The sequence below is a fragment of the Streptomyces doebereineriae genome (assembly GCF_031845645.1).
Taxonomy (GTDB): Bacteria; Actinomycetota; Actinomycetes; order Streptomycetales; family Streptomycetaceae; genus Streptomyces; species Streptomyces canus.
Genome location: NZ_JAVREZ010000003.1, coordinates 35,840 through 49,879, shown reverse-complemented (window position 1 = coordinate 49,879; position 14,040 = coordinate 35,840). Strand labels below are relative to the sequence as shown.

The 14,040-nt window shown below is 71.4% G+C and carries 16 protein-coding genes and 1 riboswitch; of the genes, 11 read left to right on the top strand and 5 right to left on the bottom strand.

Annotation, left to right across the window (positions count from 1 at the left end; genetic code table 11):
- Positions 1–49: 49 nt before the first annotated feature.
- A riboswitch (cobalamin riboswitch) is annotated at positions 50–189 on the bottom strand.
- Positions 190–246: 57 nt separating this feature from the next.
- Together RNB18_RS09790 and RNB18_RS09785 are read right to left on the bottom strand one after the other, a co-directional pair.
- Positions 247–1,461 carry an inorganic phosphate transporter gene (locus RNB18_RS09790; protein ID WP_311713734.1) on the bottom strand — a complete coding sequence of 405 codons (1,215 nt, stop codon included), beginning with the start codon at positions 1,459–1,461 and terminating at the stop codon, positions 247–249.
- A 153-nt stretch (positions 1,462–1,614) separates the two neighbouring features.
- Positions 1,615–2,364 carry a lysozyme gene (locus RNB18_RS09785; RefSeq protein ID WP_311713733.1) on the bottom strand — a complete coding sequence of 250 codons (750 nt, stop codon included), beginning with the start codon at positions 2,362–2,364 and terminating at the stop codon, positions 1,615–1,617.
- A 193-nt stretch (positions 2,365–2,557) separates the two neighbouring features.
- On the opposite strand from RNB18_RS09785, the gene RNB18_RS09780 reads away from it, so the two are divergent.
- The 3 genes from RNB18_RS09780 (at position 2,558) to RNB18_RS09770 (ending at position 6,310) form a co-directional block, all read left to right on the top strand.
- A complete protein-coding gene (locus tag RNB18_RS09780; protein ID WP_311713732.1) occupies positions 2,558–3,247 on the top strand; it encodes a class II aldolase/adducin family protein in 690 nt (229 codons plus the stop codon).
- A 332-nt stretch (positions 3,248–3,579) separates the two neighbouring features.
- Positions 3,580–4,755: an alpha/beta hydrolase gene (locus RNB18_RS09775; RefSeq protein WP_311713731.1), complete on the top strand. Its 1,176-nt coding sequence runs from the start codon at positions 3,580–3,582 to the stop codon at positions 4,753–4,755.
- A gap of 157 nt (positions 4,756–4,912) precedes the next feature.
- A complete protein-coding gene (locus RNB18_RS09770) occupies positions 4,913–6,310 on the top strand; it encodes a hypothetical protein (protein ID WP_311713730.1) in 1,398 nt (465 codons plus the stop codon).
- 1 nt (position 6,311) lies between these two features.
- On the opposite strand, the gene RNB18_RS09765 is transcribed toward RNB18_RS09770, so the two are convergent.
- Positions 6,312–6,725 carry a VOC family protein gene (locus tag RNB18_RS09765; protein WP_311713729.1) on the bottom strand — a complete coding sequence of 138 codons (414 nt, stop codon included), beginning with the start codon at positions 6,723–6,725 and terminating at the stop codon, positions 6,312–6,314.
- Between the two features lie 271 nt (positions 6,726–6,996).
- Between RNB18_RS09765 and RNB18_RS09760 the strand changes: the two genes are divergently transcribed.
- The 3 genes from RNB18_RS09760 (at position 6,997) to RNB18_RS09750 (ending at position 10,122) form a co-directional block, all read left to right on the top strand.
- A complete protein-coding gene (locus RNB18_RS09760; RefSeq protein ID WP_057618221.1) occupies positions 6,997–8,595 on the top strand; it encodes an ABC-F family ATP-binding cassette domain-containing protein in 1,599 nt (532 codons plus the stop codon).
- A 362-nt stretch (positions 8,596–8,957) separates the two neighbouring features.
- A complete protein-coding gene (locus tag RNB18_RS09755; protein WP_004002281.1) occupies positions 8,958–9,179 on the top strand; it encodes a helix-turn-helix domain-containing protein in 222 nt (73 codons plus the stop codon).
- A gap of 130 nt (positions 9,180–9,309) precedes the next feature.
- Positions 9,310–10,122, top strand: coding sequence for an enoyl-CoA hydratase/isomerase family protein (locus tag RNB18_RS09750; protein WP_311713728.1), 813 nt, complete (start codon positions 9,310–9,312; stop codon positions 10,120–10,122).
- Here the strand turns inward: RNB18_RS09750 and RNB18_RS09745 are convergent.
- On the bottom strand, positions 10,119–10,835 hold the full coding sequence (locus tag RNB18_RS09745) for a nucleopolyhedrovirus P10 family protein (RefSeq protein WP_311713727.1): 717 nt from the start codon (positions 10,833–10,835) through the stop codon (positions 10,119–10,121). The two genes, RNB18_RS09750 and RNB18_RS09745, sit on opposite strands and share 4 nt — an antisense overlap.
- Before the next feature lie 86 nt (positions 10,836–10,921).
- Here RNB18_RS09745 and RNB18_RS09740 point away from each other — a divergent pair, with 86 nt between their 5' ends.
- Genes RNB18_RS09740 through amaP form a run of 5 tightly spaced genes read left to right on the top strand, consistent with a single transcriptional unit; the run spans position 10,922 to position 13,273 of the window.
- Positions 10,922–11,386 carry an Asp23/Gls24 family envelope stress response protein gene (locus RNB18_RS09740; protein WP_280856739.1) on the top strand — a complete coding sequence of 155 codons (465 nt, stop codon included), beginning with the start codon at positions 10,922–10,924 and terminating at the stop codon, positions 11,384–11,386.
- Positions 11,387–11,422: 36 nt separating this feature from the next.
- On the top strand, positions 11,423–11,617 hold the full coding sequence (locus tag RNB18_RS09735; protein ID WP_059206289.1) for a hypothetical protein: 195 nt from the start codon (positions 11,423–11,425) through the stop codon (positions 11,615–11,617).
- Positions 11,614–12,012, top strand: coding sequence for an Asp23/Gls24 family envelope stress response protein (locus tag RNB18_RS09730; protein ID WP_311713726.1), 399 nt, complete (start codon positions 11,614–11,616; stop codon positions 12,010–12,012). Before RNB18_RS09735 ends, RNB18_RS09730 begins: the two co-directional genes overlap by 4 nt.
- Positions 12,009–12,689: a DUF6286 domain-containing protein gene (locus RNB18_RS09725; RefSeq protein WP_311713725.1), complete on the top strand. Its 681-nt coding sequence runs from the start codon at positions 12,009–12,011 to the stop codon at positions 12,687–12,689. The genes RNB18_RS09730 and RNB18_RS09725 overlap by 4 nt, the downstream gene beginning before the upstream one ends.
- 5 nt (positions 12,690–12,694) lie before the next feature.
- The gene (gene amaP, locus RNB18_RS09720) at positions 12,695–13,273 is read left to right on the top strand and encodes an alkaline shock response membrane anchor protein AmaP (RefSeq protein WP_311713724.1); all 579 of its coding nucleotides are present in this window, start codon (positions 12,695–12,697) and stop codon (positions 13,271–13,273) included.
- A gap of 6 nt (positions 13,274–13,279) precedes the next feature.
- Here amaP and RNB18_RS09715 read toward each other — a convergent pair whose 3' ends face one another.
- Positions 13,280–14,035: an SDR family oxidoreductase gene (locus RNB18_RS09715; RefSeq protein ID WP_059206293.1), complete on the bottom strand. Its 756-nt coding sequence runs from the start codon at positions 14,033–14,035 to the stop codon at positions 13,280–13,282.
- Between the last annotated feature and the right edge of the window lie 5 nt (positions 14,036–14,040).

The following is a 14,040-nucleotide window of genomic DNA, read 5'->3' as shown; positions in this document are numbered from 1 at the left end:
GCAGGCGAGCATCGCGTCATGTCCTCACTCAGGGTGTCCACGCCCTGGTTCGACGAGTCCGGCGGCGAGAGTTCCTGGCTCCCGGGGCTACCTACCCCGGTGACAGTGGCGGGACCGCGCCGGATTCGCACCGGCTTCCTCTTCTGCCGCCGTATATGGCTCCGGCAGTCCACCACGGCCCTTCGAGAACCGTCAACTTGCTTCTGACCTGCGGCGGGGGAGTGTGCAGAACCCCACATCGCCGGTTCATGGAAGACGGCCGGGCGGGGCCGGGATCGTGGCGGTGAGGGTCTCGGTCACCGTGCCCGCGGGAGGCGGGGTCACGGCGGCGATCGCCGTGGTCACCACGCCGGCCGGCTCGTCGGTGTGGTTGACGTTGGACGCGTCCACGACCTCGCGGCGCGAGATCTTCCAGATCGCCGCGCTGGAGACGACGAGGAAGACCGCCACGACCGCCGTACCCCAGTCGCCGAGGTCCGTGACCGACTCGGCCAGGGCGCCCACCAGGGCCGCCGCCGGGAGCGTCAGGCCCCAGGCGACGAACATGCGGGTGGCCGTGGACCAGCGGACGACGCCGCCCTTGCGGCCGAGGCCGGCACCCATCACCGAACCGGAGACGGAGTGCGTGGTGGAGAGGGAGAAGCCGAGGTGGGACGAGGCCAGGATGACCGTGGCCGCGCTGGTCTGGGCGGCGAAGCCCTGCTGCGGCTGGAGGTCGGTCAGGCCCTTGCCCATGGTGCGGATGATGCGCCAGCCGCCGAGGTAGGTGCCGAGCGCGATGGCGAGACCCGCCGAGAGGATGACCCAGGTGGGCGGGTCGGAGTCGGGCGCGACGACACCGCCGGCGACCAGGGCGAGGGTGATGATGCCCATCGTCTTCTGCGCGTCGTTGGTGCCGTGGGCCAGCGAGACCAGGCCGGCCGAGGCGATCTGGCCGGTGCGATAGCCCTTCGCGGCGGCCTTGCCGTCGGCCTTCTTGCCCAGGGTGTAGGAGAGGCGGGTGGCCAGCATGGCGGCGACGCCCGCGACGATCGGTGCCGCGATCGCCGGGATCAGGACCTTGGTGACGAGCGCGTCGCCGTGGACCGCGCCCATGCCCGCCGAGGCGATGGTGGCGCCGATCAGACCGCCCATGAGGGCGTGCGAGGAACTGGAGGGCAGGCCCACCAGCCAGGTCAGCAGGTTCCAGAGGATCGCGCCGACCAGGGCGGCGAAGATGACCTCGGGACGGATGCCGGTCTCGTCGACGAGACCCTTGGAGATCGTGTTGGCGACCTCCACCGAGAGGAAAGCGCCCACAAGGTTGAGCACGGCGGACATGGCCACCGCGACCTTGGGCTTGAGTGCACCGGTCGAGATGGTGGTGGCCATCGCGTTGGCGGTGTCGTGAAAACCGTTCGTGAAATCGAACGCGAGTGCGGTTACCACCACAATCGCGAGGATCAGCGAGAAGTTTTCCATTTACCCAGGCAATCGTTCGAGGTCATTGGCGCATTGAACGTAGGTAACCTGGATGAACGGAAGGTGAACTGAGGCGGGCCGTGCGGTGACCGGATTCTTCCGCTACGGCGGTGCCGGACCTCGTGGCCCCCGCGCGACCCGTACGCCCCACGGCTATGCCCCCGTGGCGAACCTCCTCAGCTGATTCGCCGACCCGTTGAAGAGATTCTGGTCACCCGGCAGACTGCCGCTGTTCTCGTACTGCCAGATCGTCCAGTACGACCACCCGGCGGGCAGCGTTCCCACGTCCGCCGAGTTGTAGCGGGCCACCCACAGCGCGTGGTCGAAGGCGAAGGCGCCGCTGCCACCCGTACACGTGTTCCACCAGTGGGCGGTCGTGTAGAGCACCGGGCGGCGGCCGGTGAGCCGCTTCACCTCGTTGCTGAAGGACTTGATCCAGCCGACCAACTGCGCCTTGGTCATGCGGTAGCACTTGTGCTTCTTGTCGTACGGGTTGTACTCGATGTCGAGCGCGGGCGGCAGGGTCCAGCCGTCCGCGGACCAGGCGCCGCCGTTGCGTACGAAGTACGCGGCCTGCGTCCTGCCCGACGACTTGTCCGGCAGTGCGAAGTGGTACGCCCCGCGGATGATGCCCGCGTCGCGCGCGCCGTTGTACTGCTGACCGAAGTGTGGATTGCGGTAGTTCGTGGACTCGGTCGCCTTGACGTAGACGAACTTGGCGCCCTTGGCCCTGGCCTTCTGCCAGTCGACGTTCTTCTGGTGCGAAGAGACGTCGTGCCCCTTGGGCGGGCTCGCCGCCGAGGCGGGTGTCCCGACTAGCGCCGTGCCTCCCACGGTGAGCGTGGCCACGGACACGGCCAGGGCGCGGGTTCGGTGACGGGCAGGCTTGCGATCACGGGCCATGTGTCCCCCCGGAATGGCGTCGTGCACAACAAAGCCCAGAGATTACTGGAAGATAATCGAATTGCGGGCGATCTCCGGCCAAGCCATGAGAGAGGGGCGCGTATACGGAAATGCGCCCTTTCGGAGCTCGGGTGTGCGCCCTACAGTGCCCCGGCCCGAGGCGATCCGGCGCCACGGCTGGCAGGATCGCGGCATGGCTGAGGAACGGCGGGATCCACGGGACGTACGGGGTGTCGGTGCCGAGGAGGCGGACGCCTGGGAGGAGTTGGTCGACGCCGCCCGCCGGACGGTGTCCGACGGACTGGTCGTCGGAACCTCCGGGAACGTCTCGGTGCGCGTCGCGGACACGGTCCTGGTCACGCCCTCGGGCGTCCCCTACGACCGCCTCACGCCGGACGACGTGACAGGCGTCGACCTCGACGGCCGACAGGTCCTCGGCAGCCTGGTCCCGACGAGCGAACTCCCCATGCATCTCGCCGTCTACCGCAGCACCGACGCCCGCGCGGTCGTCCACACCCACGCGGTGCACGCCACCGCCGTCTCCACGCTGGTGTCCGAGCTCCCCGCGATCCACTACATGACCGGCGCGCTCGGCGGCGCCGTCCGGGTCGCCCCCTATGCCACCTACGGCACCGACGAGTTGGCCGAGAACATGCTCCACGCCCTCGCCGACCGCTCCGCCTGCCTCCTCCAGAACCACGGCACGATCACCTACGGCAGCACCCTCGCCCAGGCCTACGACCGCACAGCCCAACTGGAATGGATGTGCCACCTGTGGCTGACGGCCCGCGCGGTACCGGGCCTGACCCCGAACCTGCTGACGGAGGAACAGGTGGCGGAAGCGGGGGAGCGGTTGCGGGGGTACGGGCAGCGCGGGGCTTGAACGGGGCGCCTATGGGGGTGCCGGGTCGGGTTGTCGGGCGGCTGCGGGCGGGTGGGGGCTGGTCGCGCAGTTCCCCGCGCCCCTGGGGAGTTGCAGTCACCGGCCCCACGACGAACCGCTCGCCGCACCGTGCGCCACGACGGGCCGTTGGCCGCGTACGGAGCGCAGGGGACGGACACCCCCCACCCCGGCCCCGACCCACCAACCGAACCCCACGCGCTACACAAGCCCCCACCGGGGCCGCACCCGCGCAGGCCCCCGCAGGCACCCCCGCCCAACCGCCGGAGGCACGCCCACTGGCCGTCGGCCGGGTCCGACAGGACACTGAAGGTGTGCGTACTGTCAAAGCGACGGCCGCTGCCGTCACCGCAGCCCTGGCGGCCGGCACGGCCGGAATCGTCGCCGGGAGGATCGCCAGCGACGCCGGACTGAAGGCGTCACCGGGCCGCCCGCTGCCCGGCGAACCCCAGCTCACCGTTCACTCCATCGCCGCCGGCCGTATCACCCTCACCCGCGACCTCGCCGCCCTCCGCCCCGGCACCTACGGTCTCGCAGGCGACGCCTCCCACGCCGTCGTGGGCCCCGTCCTCACCGCGGAACCGCACTCCGCCGACACCGTCGTCCGCCGCCTGGAACGCGTCACCCACGGCAGCCTGGAACCCGGCGACAAGGTCTGGCTCACCCCGAACACGTACGTCGGCAACCCGAAGTCGGTCCTCGGCCTGGACCACACCGACGTCGAGATCCCGGGCGAACTCGGCACCCTGCCCGCCTGGTTCGTCCCCGGCATGCGCGACACCTGGGTCATCGCGGTCCACGGCCTCGGCACGACCCGCGAACAGGCCATGAACCTCATGGAGTTCCTGCACGGCCTCCACTTCCCGGTCCTCGCTCCCGCTTACCGCGGCGATGCGGGCGCCCCCCGCCCGCCCGACGGCCTGAACCACTTCGGCGACACCGAGTGGCGCGACCTGGACGCGGCCATGCGCTTCGCCGTCAGCCACGGCGCCCGCCAACTCGTCCTGCACGGCTGGTCCACCGGCGCCACGATGGCCCTGCGCGCCGCCGCGCACTCGGGCCTGCGCGACCGCGTGCGGGGGCTGGTCCTGGACTCCCCGGTCCTCAGCTGGGAGCGGACCCTGCGTGCCCTCGCCGCGGCCCGCCACACCCCCGGCGTCCTCCTGCCGCTCGCGGTGCGCGCGGCACAGGGCCGCACCGGACTGCCCAGCGACCACTTCGGCCTGTACGCGGACCGCACCGTCCCCTACGCCGGCCGCGAGGCCCGGGCCGACGACATGGGCCCCGACCGGCCCCCGCCGCCGACCCTGATCTTCCACGGCCCGGACGACACGATCGCCCCCTGGGACCTCTCCCGCCGTCTCGCCGGCACCCACCCCGACCGGATCGCCCTCCACACGGTCCGCCAGGCCCCCCACGCGGCGATGTGGAACGCCGACCCGAGCGGCTACGAAGAGGCACTGCGCCGTTTCCTCACCCCCCTGATGTGACCTGCGGGCGCCCCGGTCCCACAGGTTCCGTTTAAGCCCGTACTACTGGCCTGATCTCGGCGTATGCCCCTCCGCGCGGCCCCGGCGTCGACCCGCCCCGTCGCGCGCGGTGGCATTCCGTTTGGGTTTTCGGACCGTCAACCGGAAGACTGCACCCGTGACGTCCCGTATCCCGCGCGACTCCAGGCTTCGACTCGTCCGCCCGCGACCCCTGGCCGCCGCCCCCTCAGCCGTGAACCAACGGCGCCCACGCCGCCCCGCGCCCCGCCCGCCGGAGGGCACACCGGCCCCCGCGGAACTGGCCAGAATGGCGCGCTCCGGTCTGGCCGACGCGGCCCGCGTCGCGCGCTGGGCCGACGGCGCCCTGGGCCCCGGCAGGGACGGCGCGGGCTCCGACGGCAAGGGCGCCCTCTCCGACGAGACAGCCGGGCGCGCGGCCGAGGATCTCGGCCTGACCGCGGCTCAGGTCCGCGCCGCCTGGGACACCGCCCGCCTCGCCGGTCTGATCGAGGTGCATGGCGACAGCGCCCGCCCGGGCTGGCGGCTGCGCGCCTGGAACCGTGACGACAGCGCCGTACTGCGCGGCTGGGTCGCCCTCTTCGACGCCTGGTCCCTCGCCTCCCCGGAACCCACCGACCGCGAGCCCGCCGCCGTCGCCGAGGTCGTCTCGGCCATGCCCCAGGTGCTCTCCTTCCTCCAATTGTCGGCCGGCCCCGTCCCGGTGGAGCAGCTCCTGGACCTCCTGGAGCAGCGCGTCACCGAACTGCGCACCGAGCGCTGCGAGATCCCCTACGGTCCCCAGCCGGAGCCCGTGGAGGAGCCCGAGACGGCCGACGCCCCCCTCGCTCCCCTCCTCGACTGGGCCCTGCGCGCCCTCGCCTCCGTCGGCGCCCTGACCTACGGCGGCGGCCAGGCCACCCTCACCGCGCTCGGCAGCTGGGCGGTGTGGGTCAAGCTGGAGCAGATCTGCGTCGCCGCGCAGAGCCCGGCCGGCAACATCGAGGTCGCCGCCGAGGAGATGCTGCGCGGCTGCGCACAGCTGCGCCCCAACGCGGCCCGCGCCGAGTACCGCGCCTGGCTCGCGGCCCGTCCCGTCGGCAGCGCCGTCACCGAGCTGCTCGGTGCCGCCCGCGGCGACGACGCCCTGCTGCGTGGACTCGCCTTCGAGGCCCTGCGCGTCGTCGGCGCCCCGGCCGAGCCCGACGTCCGCTCCGTGGCCGACGAGCCCACCCTGCGGCCGTACGCCCTGCTGTGGCTGGCCGAGCACGACGGGATCGACCCGGAGGACGCCCACGAGGTGCTCACCCGGGAAGAGGCCACCTGGCTGTGGGTCGACACCGCGGCCGCCGTCGCCGACCACGGCGAGGCCCCGATGCTGGTGCGGCACCTGGAGTCCGCCCTCCAGCCGACCGTCCCCCGACTGCTCGACGAGGTCCGGGCCGTCGGTCACCCGCGCACCGTGCAGGTCCTGGTCGCCCTCGCCGCCGCCCACCCCGACCCGGCCCTCGCCAAGGCCGTACGCCGCGCCGCGTTCCAGGTGCACACGGGAGGATGAGTCAGGCGTGGATCTCCGGGGCGTACGTCCCGAAGCTCCACACATTGCCCTCGGTGTCCCTGGCCATGTAGTCCCGGGAGCCGTACTCCTGGTCCGTCGGGGGCATCAGGATCTCCGCGCCGTGCTCCACGGCGCGGCGGTGGTGTGCGTCGACGTCGTCCACGACGACGTACACCCCGGTCGTGCCCGTGTCCTTCATCGCCGCGTCGAAGACACCGCCGCGGCCTTTCGAGCCGAGCATCACCGCGCCGTTGCCCTGCACCAGTTCGGCGTGCAGTACCGAGCCGTCCTCGCCCTCGTACACCGACAGCTCGATGAAGCCGAAGGCCTCCGTCAGCTGCTTGATCGCCGCCTTCGCGTCGGTGTACAGCAGCGTCGGGTAGATGCTCGGACGCCCACCGCTCGTACCTGCCATGCCGATCACTCCCTTGTGATCAAACGCCGGATCGGAAGCCGGGCGCATGCCGGGAATTGCCTCTGCCGACCAGTCTCGCAGCGACCACTGACAACGGCCCGACGGCAACCACGAACCGCCCCGTAGCGAGACCAACCCAACACCGAAGCAAGGAAAAGTGCTTGCACGCCCCCGTTAGACTTGGCCCATGGCCATTCTCCTCGCGCATTAGACGGCGGGAACGTCCTCAGCCGCCCACCCGTCAATCCCGAATCCGCCCTGGAGTCTGTCCGTGATCTCCGCCTCCGGTATCGAGCTGCGCGCCGGCGCCCGAGTCCTCATCGAGTCCGCCACCTTCCGTGTCGCCAAGGGCGATCGCATCGGCCTGGTCGGCCGCAACGGCGCGGGGAAGACCACCCTCACCAAGTGCCTGGCCGGCGAGGGCATCCCCGCCGCGGGTCAGATCACCCGCTCCGGCGAGGTCGGCTACCTCCCCCAGGACCCCCGCACCGGCGACCTCGACGTGTTCGCCCGCGACCGCATCCTCTCCGCGCGCGGCCTCGACGTACTGCTGAAGAAGATGCGCGACAACGAACAGCGCATCGCCAACGGCCAGGGCGCCACCCGGGAGAAGGCGCTCAGGCAGTACGAGCGCCAGGAGACGGAGTTCCTCACCAAGGGCGGGTATTCCGCCGAGGCCGAGGCCGCCACCATCGCCGCCGCGCTGAACCTCCCCGACCGGGTGCTGGGCCAGCCGCTGCACACCCTCTCCGGTGGTCAGCGCCGCCGTATCGAACTGGCCCGGATTCTCTTCTCCGACGCCGACACACTGCTCCTCGACGAGCCGACCAACCACCTCGACGCCGACTCGATCATCTGGCTGCGCGACTACCTCAAGAGCTACCGCGGCGGCTTCATCGTGATCTCCCACGATGTCGACCTGGTCGAGACGGTCGTCAACAAGGTGTTCTACCTGGACGCCAACCGCGCCCAGATCGACGTCTACAACATGGGCTGGAAGCTTTACCAGCAGCAGCGCGAGGCCGACGAGAAGCGCCGCAAGCGCGAGCGGCAGAACGCCGAGAAGAAGGCCGCGGCCCTGCACTCGCAGGCCGACAAGATGCGCGCCAAGGCCACCAAGACGGTCGCCGCGCAGAACATGGCCAAGCGTGCCGACCGGCTGCTCGCCGGCCTCGACGCGGTGCGCCAGCAGGACAAGGTCGCCAAGCTGCGCTTCCCCGAGCCCGCGCCCTGCGGCAAGACCCCGCTGATGGCGGAGGGCCTGTCGAAGTCGTACGGCTCGCTGGAGATCTTCACCGACGTCGACCTGGCCATCGACAAGGGCTCACGCGTGGTCATCCTGGGCCTGAACGGCGCGGGCAAGACCACCCTGCTGCGCCTGCTGGCCGGGACCGAGCAGCCGGACACGGGCGCGGTCGTGCCCGGCCACGGCCTCAAGCTCGGCTATTACGCCCAGGAGCACGAGACCCTCGACCCCGAGCGCACGGTCCTGGAGAACATGCGCTCGGCGGCCCCCGACCTCGACCTCGTCGAGGTGCGCAAGACGCTCGGTTCGTTCCTCTTCTCCGGCGACGACGTCGACAAGCCGGCCGGCGTCCTCTCCGGCGGAGAGAAGACCCGCCTCGCGCTCGCCACCCTGGTCGTCTCCTCGGCGAACGTCCTCCTCCTCGACGAGCCCACCAACAACCTCGACCCGGCCAGCCGCGAGGAGATCCTCGGCGCGCTGCGCACCTACAAGGGCGCGGTCGTCCTGGTGACCCACGACGAGGGCGCCGTCGAGGCGCTCCAGCCGGAGCGGATCATCCTGCTGCCGGACGGCGTCGAGGACCTGTGGGGCGCCGACTACGCGGATCTCGTCGCCCTCGCCTGAGTAAGCGCCGCTTGATCGAAAGCGTGATCCACGGCGTGATCCACGGCGTATGGATCATTCGGCCCACCGGTGATCCATCATCTGTGTGAGATCTCCTCGTACCGAGGTGTGTCCTACATCGATTTCACGGCCGAGCCCTTTATCGACAGGGGCTCGGCCGTCGTACGTCGCTGACCTGGCATTTCACAAAGGAACCCGTTCGGCGGTACGAACAGCTCTGGGTGGAATTACAGATTCCGCTTGTGGGGATGCGCTCCTGTCGTCAAAACCCTGTCTTACGGACCTTGCCGAATGGGTGGCCATCGCGCCCCGGAGGGGTGATCATGAGGGGACCAGAGCGCACTTCCCATGAGGAGGCACGGGTGGCCGAGACTCTGAAGAAGGGCAGCCGGGTAACCGGCGCCGCGCGCGACAAGCTCGCGGCAGACCTGAAGAAGAAGTACGACTCCGGTGCGAGCATTCGGGCACTGGCCGAGGAAACCGGCCGCTCGTATGGCTTCGTGCACCGGATGCTCAGCGAATCGGGCGTCACGCTTCGTGGGCGTGGCGGAGCGACGCGGGGCAAGAAGGCCGCATCGTCCTGAACCGGGCGGCCCATCGGCTTCGATGGTGACCACCCGGTCGGTCGGCTGACTGACCGGGTGGTTACTGTGCAGTCACTTAGCTGTGCCGTCCTGCGGCACGGAGGATGACCGCACTCATCGGAGGCACCCCATGGCGACGTCCAGCCAGGATGGCCAGGAACTCGTTCCCCTGCTCGACAAGGACGGCGTACGGCTCACCGTCGAGGACACCCTCGCCACGGTGACGCTGACCAACCCGGAAAAGCGCAACGCCCAGAGCCCCGCTCTGTGGCGGGCGCTCGCCGAGGCGGGCCGGCTGGTGCCGGGCTCCGTCCGGGTCGTGGTGCTGCGTGGCGAAGGCAAGTCCTTCTCCGCCGGGCTCGACCGGCAGATGTTCACGCCCGAGGGGATCGAGGGCGAGCCGTCGTTCATCGACCTCGCCCGCAGTGGTGACGCCGAACTCGACGCCGCCATCGCTCAGTTCCAGGAGGGCTTCACCTGGTGGCGGCGCAGTGACGTCGTGTCCATCGCCGCCGTGCAGGGGCATGCCATCGGGGCGGGCTTCCAGCTGGCCCTCGCCTGTGACCTGCGCGTCGTCGCCGACGACGTGCAGTTCGCCATGCGCGAGACCAGCCTGGGCCTGGTCCCCGACCTCACCGGCACCCACCCCCTGGTGGGCCTCGTCGGATACGCCCGGGCGCTGGAGATCTGCGCCACCGGGCGCTTCGTCACGGCCGAGGAGGCGGTGAACACCGGCCTCGCCAACCTCGCCGTACCGCTCGACCAGCTCGACGGCGCCGTGCAGGACCTGGCGGCCGCACTCCTGTCCGCCCCCCGCGACGCGGTCATCGAGACCAAGGCGCTGCTGCGGGGTGCCCAGGACCGCACCTACGACGAGCAGCGCGGCGCCGAACGGGCGGCCCAGACCCGACGGCTGCGTGACCTCGCCGGAGCCGGTGACTAGTCCGCCACGCCCGTCACCAGCACGGCCACCGTCGGACGGTCCGACAGCACCTCTCCCACGGCGGCGCGGACCTCCCGGGCCACGTCCAGGGCCCGGCGGTCCGCGCCCACCGAAAGTTCGACGCGGACATGGCGGCGCGGAAGCGAGCCGTCCCCGGTCTCCCGGTCCGCGATGTGCACCGGCCGCCCGAGCAGACCGGTCAGCCGGTCCACACCGGACACCGACAGAGCGGCCCCGGCCGCGAGAGCCTCGTCGCCCGGCCCCGCCTCCACGGCACGCGGCGGCTCGGGCTGTCGTACGGGAGACCGCTCCGCGTCCTCGTCCACCAGGGCCGTCACCCGCAGGTCCACCTCGCCGAGCTCCAGCCCCAGCAGCCGCTCCGCCGCCCCGGCGAGTGCCGTGCGCAGCCGCTCCGCCGTCACCGGCAGCGGCCGTGCGGGGGTGGCCTCGAACTCCGCCGTGACCCGCAGCGGGCCGGGCGGCAGCGCGCTCGGAGGCGGCGGTACGGCGGGCTCGTGCGTGTCCTCCGGATCGGCGAGCCCGATGCGCACGCCGCCGAGCCGTACATCCGGTAGCTCCCGCACGGCGGCTCGCAGCACCCCCTGGGCCGCATCCTCGGAGATCCACGCTCCGTCGCGCGGTCCTCCCAGGGGCAGCAGCCGCCCCAGCCCCAGCTGATGCCGCACCGTCCGTGCCCACTGCTCCGCCGTCATTACTCCAGCCTGCCGCATCTCCGGCGCGCGATCGCGCAACCGCGCATACGGTGGTCGAAGGAGGACGACCGAAAGGGGTGATGGCGATGACCGACATGACGCAGAACACCGAGGTGGAGTCGTCGGTGCAGCCGCGGAAGACCACCAAGCGTGGCGGCGGCGACGCGGCGACACGCGGGCGGACCACCATCGCCGACGGTGTCGTGGAGAAGATCGCCGGACTCGCGGCACGCGACGTCCTCGGCGTCCACGCCATGGGCAGCGGGCTGAGCCGCACCTTCGGGGCGGTACGGGACCGGGTGCCCGGCGGTTCGAAGTCCGCCACCCGCGGGGTCAAGGTGGAGGTCGGCGAGGTGCAGACCGCGCTCGACCTGGAGATCGTCGTCGACTACGGCGTCTCGATCTCCGACGTGGCCAGGGCCGTGCGGGAGAACGTCGTATCCGCGGTGGAGCGAATGACCGGCCTGGAGGTCGTCGAGGTCAACATCGCGGTGAGCGACGTGAAGCTGCCCGACGAAGAGGACGAGGAGCCGGAGACCCGGCTCCAGTAGCCGGACCACACCTTCAGGGACCTTAGGGAGCGCACGATGAGCATGGCCGTGGTCGGCATGATCGCCGGCATGGCGCTGGGCTTCGCAGGGTATTTCGGCGGATTCGGCGCCTTCCTGCTGGTGGCGGCGCTGGGCGCCATCGGCTTCGTCGTCGGCCGGTTCCTGGAGGGGGACCTGGAGATCGGCGACCTCTTCCGTACTCGTGACGAGCGGCGTGACCGGCGGCGATGACGTCCGTGAGCAGTGAGGCAGGCGCGGCGGACGAGCTCCGCAGACCCCTGACAGCGACCGCCGTTCCCCCGGGTGACCGAGGGGCGACGAGGATCGCCGACCGGGTGGTCGCGAAGGTCGCGGGACAGGCGGCCCGCGAGGCGCTCGGACGACTCCCCGCCGAGGCCCAGCCCCCGTACGCCACCGTCGCCGTCCACCGCGAGGTCGCCCGGATCCGTATGCACCTCGAACTCGACTACCCCTGCGACATCGGCGCGCGTTGCCGAGAGGTGCGTCAGCACGTGGTCGAGCGGGTAGTCGCGTTGGTGGGCATGGAGGTGTCGGAGGTCGCCGTCCAGGTGGAGCGGCTGTATCCGGCACAGGCACACGGCGTGGCACAGGGGAGGACGCGATGAGCGAGCCCCAGGGCTCCGAGGGCACCACACAACGACTGCCGGTCCTCGAGAAGGCACCGGACCAGCGGGACCAGGCCGCGTCGGCGGCCGCGTACGGACCACCACCCGTCCCGGAGGACGGGGCGGGCGGCGGAAAACGCCGTTTCTGGTCGGCGCGCAGGGTCCCGGCGGGCATCGTGGCCCTGCTGCTCCTGCTCGTCGCGGGGATCTTCCTGTACGACGTCGCAGCCGTCCGGGCCGACCGGCCGGCCATGCACTGGCGCCGCGAACTCGCCCGGCAGCTCGCCGAACGTCCCCTGGACGACACCTGGGTCCTGGTGGGCGCGGGCGTCGCCGCGGCCCTGGGCCTGTGGCTGATCGTCCTGGCCGCCACACCGGGTCTGCGCGGCGTCCTCCCGATGAGCCGCACCCATCCGGACGTCCGGGCGGGCCTCCACCGGGACGCGGCCGCGATGGTCCTGCGGGACCGGGCCATGGAGGTGGCCGGCGTCCAGTCCGCACGCGTACGGGTGAGGCGTAAGAAGGCCGATGTCCGCGCGGTCTCCCACTTCCGCGAACTGGACGACGTACGCGCCGACTTGGACGTGACCCTCACCGAGGCGATCACGGCACTGGGCCTGGCCCGGCCCCCGGCGCTGTCGGTGCACGTGGCGAGGACGACCAGGAAGAAGGGCTGAGGCCGATGCTCAGGACCGTCAACCGCGTACTGATCGGCCTGGTGGGGCTGGTACTGCTCGTCGTCGGCGGCTCGGTACTCGCCGTGGGCCTCGGCCTCGACCCGCCCTCCTGGTGGATCCACGACGGCAAGAAGGACGTCCTGCTGAGTGACGCGGAGCGCACCCGCTGGGACGGCGAGGGCTGGTGGTGGCCGACGGTCATCGCCGCACTGGCACTCGTGGTGCTCCTGACCCTGTGGTGGCTGACCGCGGTCCTCCGCAGGCGCCGGCTCACGGAGGTACGCGTCAACACGGGCGACGGCGAGGGCGCGCTCCTGCGGGGCCGGGCCCTGGAGGGCGTACTCGAAGGCGAGGCAGCCGAGTTGGACGGCGTCCACCGGGCGCACGCCCACCTGACCGGCCGTCCGGACGCCCCCCGGACCCGCGTACGGCTCCTGCTGGAACCCCACGTGGACCCGGGAACGGCCCTGCACGTCCTGACGGAACAGGCCCTGACCCACGCCCGCAATTCGGCAGGGCTCGAGACCCTCCCGGCCGAGGTCCGCATGACCGGCGTCAAGCACAAAGCGGAAAGGGTCAGTTGAGAGCCTTCAGAAACCGTGCCTCATGCCCCCGTCGACAGGCAGCATGACGCCCGTCAGATAAGACGCGGCCGGCGACAGCAAAAACGCGGCAGCCCGCCCGAACTCCTCCGGCGTCCCGTACCGCCGCAAGGGAATCCGGGACTCGTTCGCGGCCCGGGTGGCCTCCGGATCCGCCGACAACGCGTCCAGCTCGCGCACGCGATCCGTGTCGATACGGGACGGCAGGAGCCCGACGACCCGAATCCCCCGCGGCCCCAGTTCGTCCGAGAGCGACTTCGCGAACCCGGCGAGACCGGGCCGCAGCCCGTTCGAGATCGTCAGCCCCGGAATCGGTTCGTGCACGGACGCGGAGAGCACGAAACCGATGACACCCCCGGCTTCCAGCTCGGCCGCAGCCGCCCGGGCCAGCCGAACCGCTCCCAGAAACACCGACTCGAACGCGGACTGCCACTGCTCGTCCGTGTTGTCGGCGACAAATCCCGGCGCGGGCCCGCCCACGCTGATCAGCACCCCGTCGAAGCCGCCGAAGTTCTCCCGCGCGGCGGCGATCAGCCGCTCGGCCGCCGACGGATCGGCGTTGTCGACGGCCACCCCGAACGCGTTCGGCCCCAACTCCGCCGCCGCGGCGAGCACACGCGTCTCGTCCCGCCCGGTCACGACGACCTTCGCCCCGTCGGCGACCAGCTCGCGCGCGGCCGCGTTGCCGAGCCCCCGGGTCGCTCCGGTGACGACGTACACACGGTCCTTCAGTCCAAGATCCATGGTCC